This is a genomic window from Herminiimonas glaciei, from assembly GCF_042664955.1.
Taxonomy (GTDB): domain Bacteria; phylum Pseudomonadota; class Gammaproteobacteria; order Burkholderiales; family Burkholderiaceae_D; genus Oxalicibacterium; species Oxalicibacterium glaciei.
Map to the genome: position 1 here is coordinate 2,015,323 of NZ_JBHTBU010000001.1, position 14,208 is coordinate 2,029,530.

Annotated in this window: 5 protein-coding genes; all 5 read right to left on the reverse strand. The window is 55.8% G+C overall.

Features of this window, described 5'->3' with window-relative positions; translation table 11 throughout:
* Positions 1-232: 232 nt before the first annotated feature.
* The 5 genes from ACFQPC_RS09115 to ACFQPC_RS09135 all read right to left on the reverse strand — a co-directional run bounded on the left by ACFQPC_RS09115 (position 233) and on the right by ACFQPC_RS09135 (position 14,102).
* Positions 233-1,468, reverse strand: a complete 1,236-nt coding sequence (locus ACFQPC_RS09115) for a L,D-transpeptidase family protein (protein ID WP_465261797.1) — start codon at positions 1,466-1,468, stop codon at positions 233-235.
* Between the two features lie 20 nt (positions 1,469-1,488).
* Complete coding sequence (locus ACFQPC_RS09120; RefSeq protein WP_382271553.1) at positions 1,489-2,655, reverse strand: nuclear transport factor 2 family protein; 1,167 nt, start codon at positions 2,653-2,655, stop codon at positions 1,489-1,491.
* Between the two features lie 304 nt (positions 2,656-2,959).
* Positions 2,960-6,688 carry a coiled-coil domain-containing protein gene (locus ACFQPC_RS09125; RefSeq protein ID WP_382271554.1) on the reverse strand — a complete coding sequence of 1,243 codons (3,729 nt, stop codon included), beginning with the start codon at positions 6,686-6,688 and terminating at the stop codon, positions 2,960-2,962.
* Positions 6,689-6,885: 197 nt separating this feature from the next.
* On the reverse strand, positions 6,886-8,997 hold the full coding sequence (locus tag ACFQPC_RS09130; RefSeq protein WP_382271555.1) for a response regulator: 2,112 nt from the start codon (positions 8,995-8,997) through the stop codon (positions 6,886-6,888).
* 8 nt (positions 8,998-9,005) lie between these two features.
* On the reverse strand, positions 9,006-14,102 hold the full coding sequence (locus ACFQPC_RS09135; RefSeq protein ID WP_382271556.1) for a trifunctional serine/threonine-protein kinase/ATP-binding protein/sensor histidine kinase: 5,097 nt from the start codon (positions 14,100-14,102) through the stop codon (positions 9,006-9,008).
* Positions 14,103-14,208 lie beyond the last annotated feature (106 nt).

Consider the following 14,208-nt stretch of genomic DNA (forward strand, 5'->3'; position numbering starts at 1 on the left):
CGTCGCGGAAACCAGATTTGGTTTCAAACTCGCTACGTCATGGAATCACTATATAGATCGGCTGCGTAAAATCCACGAGGGAAATAGTCTTTTACAATTGTAAAGAAGTATGAAGACAGCCCGCTGCCGCCAGGCATAGTTGCCTGGCCTTGTGTATCTGCGGAGTGCCTGGATGATGTGGCGACAACATCCATATCTGATTCAGTGGAACAACAGAATCAGGAAGTGAAGATCAGAGGTTAACTTCGGAAACGATCTTCCATTGCGCGCCCTCTTTCGCCCAATACTGGCGCTTGCGCGTGACGTGCTTGCCTTTGCCTATGGTTGCTTCCTGTGTGAAAGCGGCAACAATCAATTCTTTCTGGTCTTTTTGATCAGGGTAACGGAACAAGGTTACATCACGTAAGCTGACGCTGATTTTGCGCGCTCCCAGATTCGACTGCTGAACTTTATCCAGCCAGTTGCTCAGGTTTTGACCGCGCATCGCCTTGAAGTTACGCGAGTAATGGCGACGCAGCGATTCCGGATCCGTGGTTTCCAGGTCAGCGCGCCAGGCTTCCAGCATTTTATTGGCAGCCAGTTTGTCCGCTTCCCATTTGGCCTTGCTGACGAACTTCAAATCTTCACTGATGATGACCGGCGTATTGCCGATTTCAACCGATGCCGATAATTCTTTCAGGTCAGGATTTGTTAACACGACGCAACCATCGGATGACAAAGGCGGGCGACTGTAACTATCGGAAGGCGTGCCATGCAACCAGATACCGGAGCCACTGCGGCCATTCGCCTTGTCCCATTCATTCGGATAATTGATAGGCAAGGCACCGGGACCGTAGAACTCAGGCAGGCGTGCACCAGGCAAACGCGCGGTAATGTAATACACACCCAGCGGCGTCTTTTGGTCGCCTTCCTTGAATTTGTTGACGCCGAGGCGGCCCTGGCTGATGTAGTAATCGCTGGTCAGCTTGAATTGGCCATTGACGCGCTGATAGACATACAGGCGTGAACGCTTCGCGTCGACCAACAAGACATTCTTCTGGTCTTCGCGCATTTGCAAGATCGCACGTGGCACCAGGTCGGGGTCTGGCCGCTCGCGCAGGGACTTGAGGCGGACAATTGCCTCATCGCGCAAATTATCCAGCCGGTCAGCCGGCGCATTCGGAGCCGCACCAAAGGTTTTGATCGGACGGGTGTGCAGCAATAGCAAATCGCCACGTACCAGGTGACCAAGGCGGAAAGTAGGATAAGCCGCTACCAGTGCATCGGCTTTGGCTTGTGCATCACGCAGACGATTTGCCGCCAATGCCTTATAAACATCGATCAGCATGATTTCCGGATCGAGGCGCGCCGGCACCCCTGGCTTGCTGCCATTGGCCCAGGCCGGTGTCGCCATAACGCTGGCGGCGACTACTACGCCTAAAGCAGCACTACTTGCCTTATATCCGATACGACGTGCGATAAATCGCAATTGTGTGCACAAACAAACCATCAGCTACCCGAACGCTCCTGCTTGATATGCCATTTATTGCCTTGCTTGGTCATGACCAAGGTTTTGCGGCTATTGGCTTTGGTACGATCAGAATCGTAAATCTGACGGAATTTTACAGTAGCAGTGTTACCAGTGACGGTAACTTGCGGCGTTTCTATCTTCACGCTGATGCGGCCCTTGTCTTCGATACGGGCGCGACGCTCATCCGCCCAGTCCTTGCGCGACTGGCCCGGCGGCAAAGCGAAATCACTGGCGTAGGCATTCAGATAAGCTTTCACGTCGCGTGCACTCCAGGCCTTGGCCCATGCGTTCACCGCGCTCATGACTTGCTCGCGCTCGGCATCAGCGGCGGCATTGGCTTTTGCTTTCGCTTCACGCTTGGCATCGGCTTCCGCTTTTTGTGCCGCCTTCTGCGCCGCTTTTTGTTCGGCTAATTGTTCTGCCTTTGGATCATGTTTCGGTTCAGGCTTGGCTTCGACCTTAGGCGTTTCCTTGACTACCGGCTTCGGTGCAACTACCGGTGCAGGCTCAGGCTTTACCGGTTCGACCCGCGTTGGTGCCGGAGCTGGTGTCGGTGCTGCCGCCACTACCGCCACTTTGGGATTGGTGCCACCGGTGGTATTGCCAACCAGGGTGCGCACCATCGTCAATTTGGACTTTGCCGCGGTATTGCTGTTATCGAGCTGCAAAGCCTTGTCGTACGCCTGGCTTGCCAATTTGGCATGTACGTCACCCAGGTTTTCGTAAGCGGTGGCATAAGTCGGATTGGTGCGTATCGCCATATCCAGCGCCGTGCGCGCCTTGTCGTATTGACCACTGGATGCGTACAGCACGGCCAGGTTGTTATACGGTTCAGGCAGGGTTGGATAATCTTCTGTCAACTTGGTAAAAATGGTGATTGCTTCCGCCGACTTGTTTTGCTCGGTCAGGATCACACCCTTGAGGAAACGCATTTGCGCGTCGCGCGGGTTCTTGCTGAGGAAGGCATCGGCCTTCGTCAGGGCCTGTGCATGCTGGCCGGCACGCAATAACTGCGACACATCCGCCAATTCATCGGCCATCGCCGGACTGGCATACACACCTGCAACAAAACCGATAGAGACGAGAGCGCGGCTCAACGCGTGGCGTAGGCCTGAATGAGGGGTGCGACGCGACGCAAAGAACATGGTTTTCCTTATTATGGTTGTAGGGTAAATACGCACACCCGATATAGTACGACAAACAGCTCGGCTTCCACTATCGATTGCTACATGGAAATGTGGCTGCTTGACTACGTTATCCGGGGTTTTACCGCGAGCGGAGGGACAATTTCGAGGGCGGCGTCGATTTTGCGCGATTTAATTGACAGCTGCAAGCGAGATGGCAGCAGATGCTGCCGGAAATTTCACCGTCGACAGAAGCAGGTACACAAGCAAAAAGGAGATGCAGCTTTGCGGCTGCATCTCCTTTTTCCGGTTTGCTGACGGCAGTTTACTTGGCTGCTGGTGTCGGCAGTGTGGTCAGGGCATAAGACATTTGCAGGTTGGCGGCCGGGGTCACCGCTTCCGCTACTGTACTGACAGAGTGTGGCACAAGCACGGTTTGCGCTACCGGCTGCGCGCCAAACATCTGCAAACCATTACCCTGCACGGCCCAGCCGGCGAGGCCGGCACACAGGGCAAAGCCTGCGGCTACTGCAAGCCATGCGGCGGTGCGTGATTTCACCGGTGATACCAGCTCAGCTTCAGCCAATACCGCTTCCGCACGCATGCGCCATTCTTCGTTTTGCTCACCCTGCTCGCTGATACGCACCAGCAGCTCGTGCGCCACAGCTTGTGCTTCGGCTTGTTCGCGCTCCAAACGTGCCTGGTTCGCTTTCGACAGTTCCAGTGCGGCGGCCGCCGACTTTGCCTGTTCCTGCGCGTAAGCGAGCGCAATACGCTCCGCTTCCAGTTGTGCTTCCTGTGCCAGGCGCGCTTCGGTCTCTGCGGCCAGGCGCTGGTTTGCCAGTTCGGCTTCTTCCAGTCCCGCAATCGCGCATTGTTCTGCTTCGGTACACGCGCGCTGCTCGGCCGATAATTTTTCCTGCAGCGCGGTCAGTGCAATTTCACTGGCTTCTGCTCTTTGCAATTCCAGTTGTTGCTGCTCTTCCAGCATGGCCACAGCCTGCTCTTCGGCACTGATGCGTTGTGCTTCGATTCCTGCCAGCTCGCTGGCTTCCAGTGCTTTACGCTCTGCCAGTTCCGTCAGGATGCGCTGTGCTTCGGCTTGCTGCATTTCTTTTTCCAGCAATTCCTTTTCAGCGGCATTAGCGGCTTCGGTCGCCTCACGCAATGCAGCCTGCACCTGCTCACGGCTGCGCAAGATGCTGGTTTGTTCCTGTTCGGCGCGGGCACGCGCTTCCGATGCTGCCAACGCTGCTTCTTCCGCCTGCAGTTTTTCCTGGGTCGCCTGCAGCAAGGATGCTGCAGCATTCGCGCGCTGCTGCTCGGCCTGCAATTTTTTCTCGATCGCATTCATCGCCTGCTGCTCGAGGTTGGCGCGTACCCTTTCGGTTTTCGCCAATTCGAGTGCCTGCTTTGCCTGTACTTCAGCGGCAGCCGCTGCTTTGCGTTGCAGCTCAGCTTGTTGCTCGGCCGCTTCCAGCGTTTGTTTTTCCGCAGCCAGGCGCACAGCACTGGATGCACGCAATGCCTCTTCCGCTGCGCTACGGGCTTGCAATGTATTGGCTTGTTCATGCTCGAGCAGGATGCGCGCCTCGGCTTCTACCCGTGCCTTTTGTTCCAATGCCAGTTTTTGCTGCATCGCTGCCAGCGCCTGCTGTTCGGCTGCGCTGCGAGCCTGTTCCTGCTGCGCCAGTTCCAGTGCCTGTGCTGCGAGCTGCTCCGATGCCAATGCCGCCGCCTGCTGGAATTCTGCACGTGCCTTGGTTTGCTCCAGAGTCGCGCGCGTCGCCGCGCATTCCGCTTCGCTGGCGGCACGCATTTTTCGTTCTTCCAGTTCACGCTCGCGCAGCATTTCCATCTTTTGCAATTCAGCCGCAGTGCGTGCTTCGGCTTCCGCTTGCGCCGCCGCTTCGATCTGGCGTTTTTCTTCCAGTGCCTGCACCGCCAGCTCTTCAGCTTCTGCGCGTTCGCGCTCGGCACGTGTCAGCTCAACCATTTGCCGGGTTTTTTCCAACTCTGCGCGGGCGGCTTTACGCTGCATTTCGGTCTGCGCCCTGGTTTGAGCCAGTGCATGCTGCTTGGCCATTTGCTCTGCTTCGCGTGCTGCGCGCAATTCCTGCTCAGCTTGCTCTTGTGCTTCCAGCAAAGCAGCAGTTTCCTGATTCGCACGATCACGTGCTTCGGAGGCAGCCTTGGCTACCTGCTCCTTCGCGATCCGTTGGCGATGGCTGAGTAATTCCTTTTGTACTGCATCAGCATGTGCACGCTCGACAGCCAGTTTTTCCTGCATTGCCTGCAACGATTTTTGCTCGTCCTGCAAGCGTTGCTCCTGCAACTTGGCCAGTTTCACCGCTTCATGCGCTTTTGCCAGTGCCGCATCGGCCGCCGCACGTTTATGGTTCGCTTCGGCGACAGTTTGTTCCAGCGCCAGCTTGATGGCGGCGCTTTCTGCTTCCTTCGCCGACAGGTTTTGCTGTTCTGCTTTTTCCGTCAGGCGCAATAAGGCGGCTTGTTCCTGATCCGCTTCCGCATTCGCGGCAACGCTGGCGGCTACCGCCTGTTCCGCTTGTTTTTTTGCTTGCAAGGCAGCCAGTGCAACTTGCTCTGCTGCAGCACGTTCGCGCTCCGCATTCGCCAAAGCCAGAGTTTCTTCCGCTTTTTGCGACGCGGTTTCCGCCATTTGCTGTTGCAGCTCAAGGCGTTCAGCCGCACGGTCCAGTGCAATTTTTTCAGAAGCGACACGCGCTGCGGCCATTGCCGCTGCCGCCCGTTCCATCGCCACGCGTTGCTCCGCCAATTCACGTGAGCGTAATTCTTCTTCGGTACGTACCCGCGCTGCAGCCATTGCCTGTTGCTCGGCGATTTCACGCTGGCGTGCTTCTTCTTCGCCACGCGCTTCCACTGCGATGCGGGCCCGCACTTGTTCATCCGCCTGGTGTTCGGCTTCCACCCGCGCTACCGCCGAGTTTTGCAATTCTTTTTCGACCTGGATGCGCGCTTCAGTTGCGACACGGATACGCTCTTCCGCTTCACGACGTGACTGTGCCGCCACGGCCGCCATCTTTTCCACATGTTCGCGACGCGCTGCAGCGGCCTGCATTTCGGTTTCCGCCTGCATGCGCATCTGGATCGCTTCCAGTGCACGCTGTTCGGATTCGAGACGGGCTTGCGCGATGCTATGTTGTTCCTGCTCGGTCGCAGCACGTGCCTTGGCTTCTTCACGTGCACGCACTTCAGCCGGCATGCGGCTCAGCATGGTCGCGAGTGCCTTGCTGTCAGCTTCTTCACGTTGCTGGCTCAGCATGACTGCATCACGACGCGTACTGATCAGTGCCTTATTGGTTTCCAGTGCGAGCTTTTCGCGGCGGGCATGTTCGCGCGCTAGGTCGGCGACGCGCGCTTCCAGGCGAGCACGCTCTTCGGCATCTTCCTGTGCCGCACGGGTTGCGATTTCGGTAGTGGCAATACGCTCCGCTACCTGGCGACGCAAGTCTTCGGTTTCCTGCGCCAATTGCTCGGCGGCCGCGGCCGCACGTGCACTGAGCTCGGATTCTTCGGCGATTTGTTCTACCGTGCGCTTACGCGCCAATTGTTCCGCTTTGGCACGACCGATAGCGATGATGCCCAACTGGGTATCGGCCTCGGTACGCGCGCGCAGTTCGGCGATTTCCTTGTTGACGGCGATGGTGCGCGCTTCGCTGGCGGCACGCGCCTGGCGTTCGGCTTCCAGGCGGGCACGGCTGGCGGCGATGGCTTCTTCCGCCGCACGCGCATGTTTATTGGCTTCCGCAATCGCCGCCGCATCCGTCTGCACGCGATCTTCTGCCAGCGAACGGGCGTGTGCTTCCGCATAGGCGCGGTTTTCAGCTGTTACGGTTGCCTTGGCTTCTGCTTCTACGCGGGCGATCGCTTCGCGGATTGCCTTGAGGTCCATGCCGCCGACACGTGCACCACTTTTCGGCACATCAATTGTGCTGTCTATGACGTCGTCGTTCTCCGCAGCCGTCGCCGACAGAGAAAGATTTTTGCGCAGTGCCTGGTTCGTTTCCATCATGGATCCCCGTTTGAATATCGTTTCCGGCTGCTTTTTATCCGCTTTTGCCGGAGTTTCTTGAGGCATTATCAAGGGACGGCCGGTAAATCAGGCCTGAAAAAGAGGGGGAAAGCCGAGCCATTTCGGCGATATGCAATGGCAGCCGGGCCCGCCGGCAGATGAATTGACGCGGGATTACGACCGTCGACTACTGTTAACTAAGGGCGGGGAGCGATCGACAGTTCGTGCAAGATACTGCTCAGGCGCTCCATGCGGAAGGGCTTCACGAGGAAGTAGTTCATGCCCGCATCCATACATATTTGTATATCTGACAACGCCCCGGCTGCTGTCAGCGCCACAATCGGCAGTGTCGCCGCCGGGCCGCTCATGTTGCGGATGGCACGGGTAGCGGCCAAACCATCCATTTCCGGCATGTGCATGTCCATCAGGACCACATCAAAAACGCTGGCCTGTACCGCCTGCACCGCTTCCAGCCCGTTTTGTGCGATTTCCACCGTATGACCGGCTTTCCTCAGCAAGGTAGCGGCGACTTTTTGGTTGATTTCATTATCTTCCGCCAACAGGATATGCAACTGGCGTGTATTCCTGGCAGGCGCGGCCAATACCTCCGCTGTCGCTTCCGTTTCACTGCCGACACCAAACTGCAGCTCGAACCAGAATTGACTACCCTTACCCTCGGTACTATGCACACCTATGCTGCCGCCCTGCATATCAACGATCTTTTTACAGATCGACAAACCCAGGCCGGTGCCGCCGAAGCGCCGTGAAATAGAGTTATCCGCTTGCGAAAAAGCCTGGAATAAGCGTGCCTGTGCTGCCGGGGCAATCCCAATGCCGCTGTCGATCACGGTAAAGCGCATACGCGCCTGGCCTGCATTCAGGTTCAGCAATTCGACCTTCAAGGTGACACCACCCTGCTCGGTAAACTTGAGCGCATTATTAATCAGGTTCAGCAAAACCTGGCGCAGGCGATTCGCATCGCCGACCAGCACCCGGGGGATCTCGGCTGGGCATTCGATCGCCAGCGACAAGGCGGCATCACAGCTGCGTGAAGCCATCAGGTTGATCACGCTATCCATGGTTTTGAGCAAATCAAACTGCGCGGCTTCAAATTGCAGGTTGCCGGACTCCAGCTTGGAGAAGTCCAGGATGTCATTGAGTATGCTCAATAAGGCTTCGGCAGAATATTGCGCGGTTTCGAGGTGCTCGCGCTGGGTACGGTCGGAGGTTTCAGCCAGCGCCAATTGCATCATGCCCAGCATGCCATTCATCGGCGTGCGGATTTCATGGCTCATGACCGCCAGGAATTCTGATTTCGCCCGGTTCGCCGATTCCGCCTCATCCTTCGCTATCGATAGATCACGTGTGCGTTCCACCACCTGGTATTCCAGGTTGCGGCTCAGGTTCAGCAGCGATTCATAGAGTTGCACATTCGCGAGGCCGGCCGAGATATTGGTGCACATGACATCGATCAGCCTGTGCTCTATCTCCGACAAGGCGCGCTGCAAAGGACAGCAAATGACATATTCATTCGCATCATTCAGCGTTTGTATATACAGGCCGACATGCTGGTCACTGTAGATATTCTTTTGCGCCGCCAATACTTTTTGCACGGTCTCCAGCACCGCAGGTTCGGTTCGTATGATTTTGCCGACCGATGTGACCACCCGCATGTCCTCACTACCCAAGGTGCGTCGCATCACCAAACCATCGAGTGGATGCTGGATCAGCAGGTTTAGCTGCTTGAGGATTTGCATCGCAAAAGCTTGCTCGGAAGGCGTTTGCAGGAAGGCCGAAGCAGCATTCACCACATGCTCGAGGCCGTTGCGCCCTTTTTCCAGCAAGAGGATATCTTCGTAGGAGCGCAGTGCCGAAATCACGCAGGTCAACAATTTTTGCCTGGTCAGTTCGGTCTTGGATTTGTAATCATTGATGTCGTAGTCAATCACGACATCACGTTCCGGTGCCTGCCCCGGCTGCCCGGTGCGCAGGACTATGCGCAAGCTGCGATTACGCATGTCCTCGCGGATGTAACGCACCAGCCTGAGCCCGGCATCCTCATCTTCCATCACCACATCCAGCAGGATAATTGCCATGTCCGGATGTTGCTTCAACACTTCGCGCGCTTCCGCCGCTGAATACGCATGCAGGAACTCCAGCGGACGCCCTTTGAAGCGGACGTCTATCATCGCGACTGCCGTGACCTGGTGCACTTCCTCTTCGTCATCGGCAATCAGGATTTTCCATGGCACGCCACCGTCGCCGCCGGCACCTTCTTTTTCCGGAGCAAATGAAAAATCGTCAAACATCGCGCATCCTAAACATGGTCGGGCCCGTCAGTATCGATTTCAGTATCCGCTGCCTCTATCGGATTGCGCGGAAAACGCAGGATGAAAGTGGTACCCACGCCCAACTGGCTTTCCACCGCAATCTGTCCCTGCAAACTACCGTTGACCAGGTTGTGCACGATATTCAGGCCCAGGCCGCTACCGCCACGACCGCGCGTCGTCGTGAAGAAAGGGTCGAAGACTTTGGCCAAGTTCTCTTGCGGTATGCCATTGCCGTTATCCGACAGGCTCAGTTCGAGCATATCGGTTTCTTCCCCCTGCTCATACACATTGCGCACCACGATCAGTATTTCACCCGGCACATGGTCAGTAAAGGCATGTAGCAAGGAGTTCATGACCAAATTGGTGATAACTTGCGACAAGGCCCCCGGGTAGGTATCCACCTCTATCGTCTCATCACAATTGACCGTCACCTTGTGCTCGGAGCGACGCAACATCGGACTCAGGTTGGACAGGATTTCATCAATATAAGCCTTGAGGCGGAAGGTCCGGCGCTCTTCACTGGTCTGGTCAACGGCGACGTCTTTAAAGCTCTGTATCAGCGTCGCCGCGCGTTCCATATTCGACAACAGCAATTTACTGATGGTGCCAGCGGTACCAACATAAGCATCAAGGTCGGAGCGCTTCATGGCACCGCTCTGGAACAGCGACTTCAATCTGGCAGTTTCCTCTGCCAGTGTCGAAGCACCGGTGACACCGACGCCCAGCGGCGTATTGATTTCATGCGCGACACCGGCCACCAATTGTCCGAGCGAGGCCAGTTTGGCCGATTCCACCAATTGCTTCTGCGTGCGGCGCAGCGAGTTCAGCGTGTCATGCAATTCGGTATTCTTGTGACTCAGCGCTTGCGTACGGGCTTCGATTTTTTGTTCAAGGTCGTTGTACAAGCCGGCGTTTTCCAGCGAGATTGCAATCTGTGTCGACAGGATTTGCAGCAGCTCCGTATGTTCCGATGTGAATGCATCGAAGGCCAGGTTGTTTTCCATATACAGCACGCCGACCAATTGCCCTTGCTTCTGCAAGGGCAGGCACAGTATTGACTTCGGCCGTTCGCGCTCTATATACGGATCGCCGTTGAACTGGCTGTCATTGCCGGCATCACCCAACACCACATTGCCGTGTGTGCGCTTTACATAGTTGATGACGGCCAGGCCCAGCGTCGTGCTTTTTTCCAGCGGCAATTCCTGTTCCACCACGATCGTGCCATCCGCACTGACTTCCGCCTGGATAAACAAGCGCCCGTGCTCCATCAACAGCAGTGCACCTTTTTGCGCGCCGGCATTTTCAATCAACAAACGCATCAGCTTGGAGAGTAATTTATCGAGCTGGATTTCACTCGACAAAGTCTGCGAAGCCTTGATCACCGTCTGGATATCGACCTGCCGTTCACGCGCATCTTCCAGGTCACGACTGTTCTCGCGGCGGCGGGTAATCACGCGTGCCAGCAAGATCGGATACGCTTCCTCCATCTGCATCGCCTTGGCAAAAGCACCCCACTCTTCATAGCGTGCATGCGCCTGCTCCAGATGCATGCGTGCATTGATGTCCTTGCCTTGCCCGAGATAAAACTTGCCGGTCAATTCATGCGCCAGCGCTTCATCGTTGATAAAACCGTATTTGCGGGCACCGGCAATCGCCTGTTCATAAGCTTGCTCGGCCAAGCTGTTCCGATCGCTGACGCGATAACGTTCCGCTTCGACCAATTGCCATTTGTGGCGATAATTCATCGGTGCATGATCAGCCCAATCCTTAAATTGGCGCTGCCATACCTTGACCCGTGCCAGTGTCGCCGACGCATGGGCATCGTATGGCCGGCACAAAGCCAGCTCCGACAGTGAATACACCCACATCAGGAAGCCGGACGAAGGCGTACCGAAATGAAAACCCGGCAACTCCATGGCTTCCATCGCATGCAAGCGCGCTTTGCCGAATTCACCGAAATAATATTCGCCGATAGCTTGTATCGTACGCACATAGAAAATGCCCCACGGGTCGGCGGCATTCTTGCGCGACTGTACATAATCTTCCTGGTCGCGGCCTTGCGTGATGTCGGTAATGGATTCACCAACCAACCGTGAAAACAGCAAGGCCCAAGGGATCATCACGCCGAGCAAGGCGGCATAATCCATCTTGCGATAGATATCGAGGTCCTTGCGTATCGTTTGCAAGGCTTCCTGCACATTGCCGCCGGACTGGAAGCGGATCGCATCCGAAAAGGACAAAGCCACCATCGCGCCCGGACGGTCACCGGTTTCCATCGCCTTGACGTAGATATCCATCAAGGGTTCCAAAGACAGGCGCAAGTGCTCGCGATGGTGTCGTATGATGCCGTGGAAAATCCCGGCCGCCCCCAGCGAAATTTTTTCCCCACCCAGTTGTGCCGCGACCTTGCCGAATTTATAGCCGTCGGCAATCTTGCCGAGTTTGCCGACCAGCGTGCGGCCCCAGACCGCGTATGCATAAGCACAATGCGGCGACGAACCATAATGGATCGAACGACGGACCATTTCCAGCGCAACCCACAACACGGAATTGGAACCGGCCAGGTAGGTGAAGCCGTAACCGAGGAAAGCCATGGTCGCGTGCAGTTGCAGCAGATACTCCGGATCGGTTGCCGGTGGCAGGTTTTCCAGTTCCAGCGGGTCGCGTCCGCGCATCGCCGCTTTCAACTTCAGGCGTGCCAGCAGGATATGTTTTTCATTCAGGTTAGGCGGGATCTTGATGCCGGCAATTTCCAGCATCTCAATGCCGGTCTTCATCAATTCTTGCGGCTTGTAGATCGCGCCGTAGCAACGTATCAGGTAATTCTTGGCCGCGATGATTTCACCCGGCGTTTCGCTGTGCTCGCAGACGATCTGGCACAGCTTTTCCATTTCCTTGTAATCGGCACGGGCGAAGGCGGCATTGATCTTTTCCATGTACAGCTCGTGCATGAAAACCTGTTTTTCACGCCAGATATGTACGCTGCCAAATTCGCCGGCAATATTGATGCAATCGCGGTGCACATCGAAAGCGGCTGATTTACGTGCTTTCTTCGCGGCCTGCAAATTCAGCTCCGCCAGTTTCTCTTTCTCGCTTTGCAGCGTCAGCAAAGAACGTCCCTGGTTCAGGTGATCGACCAGTTCGAAGATCGATTCTTCTTTTTCTTCATCCGTCAGGCTGTTCAGCAGCAAGCGGCCGATTTCCAGATGGATGGCATCAGCTTCGTATTTGGCAATGCCTTCATACGCCGCCTGCTGCACTTTATCGTGCCGGAACTGATAAACGTATGACACCAGCGCGGTGGCCGCCACCGTATGCTCGGCCGGCAACACCAGGCCGGTCTGGATTGCATCGTGCAAGAGTTCGCCGATGTCCTGCTTGGAGCGTTGGCTGACGGTTTCCAGCGTTTGCAAATCAAAGCGGCTGCCGATACAGGCGGCGATCGTCAACAGCCGTTGCGTGGATTCCGGCAAGCGCCGCAATTCCTTGGTCAGCAGGTCAACCACGTTATCGGTGATGTTGAGTTCTTCGATCTGCGCAATATTCCAGCGCCAGCGGCCGTTTTCAAAGAACAGGAAGCCATCGCTGTTGAGGCTCTTGATGAACTGGCCGATGAAGAAAGGATTGCCCAGCGTCTTGCGATAAATCAGGCTGGCCAGCGAGATCGCTTCCGCTTCTTCACATTGCAGCGTATCCGCCACCATCTCGAGGATGCTCAGGTCGGATAAAGGACTCAGCTCGATAGTCGTGACATTGGCTTCCTTGCGGATCAGGTCCAGCGTCAGGTTTAGCGGATGCGCAATATCTACTTCATTGCTGCGGTAGGCCCCGATCAGTAGCAGGCAGGGGTCGTTCAGGTTGCGCATCAACAAGCTGATCAGCTTCAGTGAAGCGGCGTCGGCCCATTGCAAATCATCAAGGAACAATACGATAGGATGTTCGAGACGCGTGAACACACTGACGAAGTTTTGCATCACGTAGTTGAAGCTATTCCGTGTCGCACTCGGCAACGGTACTTGCGGCTGCTTGCCGATGATGAATTCCAGCTCGGGAATTGCATCGATGATCAATTGCCCGTTTGGGCCCAACGCTTTCAGTAACTTGACACGCCATTCGGCAATCCGGCTTTCATTTTCCGTCAGGATTTGCCGCATCAGTTCACGGAAAGCCTGGTTAAAGGCAGAGTACGGGATAGTCCTTTTGAACTGGTCGAATTTACCGGAGATGAAATAACCGCCTTGGGCCACCACCGGTTTATGGATTTCATTGACCAGCGACGATTTACCGACGCCCGAATAACCGGTCACCAGCAACAGTTCTGTCGTGCCGGCCGTGACATTCTTGAATGCAGTCAGCAAGCGCGCATATTCGCAATCGCGACCATACAGCTTTTGTGAAATTTGCAGGCGATCGCAGACGTCATGTTGCGCCAACGGGAAAGGCTCAACCACACCGCTATCCTGCAGGGCGACCCGGCATTGTTCTATATCACTGAGCAAGCCTTCCAGGCTCTGGTATCTGTCTTCGGCGTTCTTCGCCAGCAATTTGAGGACGATATTGCCTATCGTTTCCGGTATCGCCGGATTGAAGCGGCTCGGCGGCAAGGGCTTCTTCGCAATGTGGCTATATACCAGCTCCATCACGTTGTCCGACTCGAACGGCAGGTGCCCGCTCAAGAGTTCGTACAGCACGATACCGAGCGAATAATAATCGCTGCGGTAATCGACCTGGCGATTCATGCGTCCGGTTTGTTCGGGCGAGCTGTATGCCAGCGGTACCGTCGCATCGTTACGGAATTCGACCGACCCATCCTGCAGCAGGCGCAGGTTGGCCAGGCACACCGCCTGATGCAGGTCGACGCGCTTATGCACCTCGCTCAAACCCTTGATCAGGGCGACGAACAAATGCAGTGCGGCATTCAGGTCATACGCAGGTATATCAACATGCTCATCCGCCTCATCCGAAATCGCGGACGCACGGAAAAACATCGTGCGGTGCAAGCCGACTTGCGTCTGGCTTGAGCGCTTCGCTAATGGTGACCAGGCAGATTGCTGTGGGAATTTGATTTGATGCTCCGATTTCATCGCAAATTGGCGACAAAGGGTGCCAGTTCATCTTGCAAAAAAATTAATTACAGTTAATTATAGGCAACTGTTATTCGCTCAACCGCCCCGCGTAATATAGCTGAAT

What these genes read in the sequence shown, in the direction of transcription:
- ACFQPC_RS09120 (WP_382271553.1), bottom strand. Translation starts at nt 2,655, where the DNA reads ATGTTCTTTGCGTCGCGTCGCACCCCTCATTCAGGCCTACGCCACGCG.
- ACFQPC_RS09125 (WP_382271554.1), bottom strand. Translation starts at nt 6,688, where the DNA reads ATGATGGAAACGAACCAGGCACTGCGCAAAAATCTTTCTCTGTCGGCG.
- ACFQPC_RS09130 (WP_382271555.1), bottom strand. Translation starts at nt 8,997, where the DNA reads ATGTTTGACGATTTTTCATTTGCTCCGGAAAAAGAAGGTGCCGGCGGC.
- ACFQPC_RS09135 (WP_382271556.1), bottom strand. Translation starts at nt 14,102, where the DNA reads ATGAAATCGGAGCATCAAATCAAATTCCCACAGCAATCTGCCTGGTCA.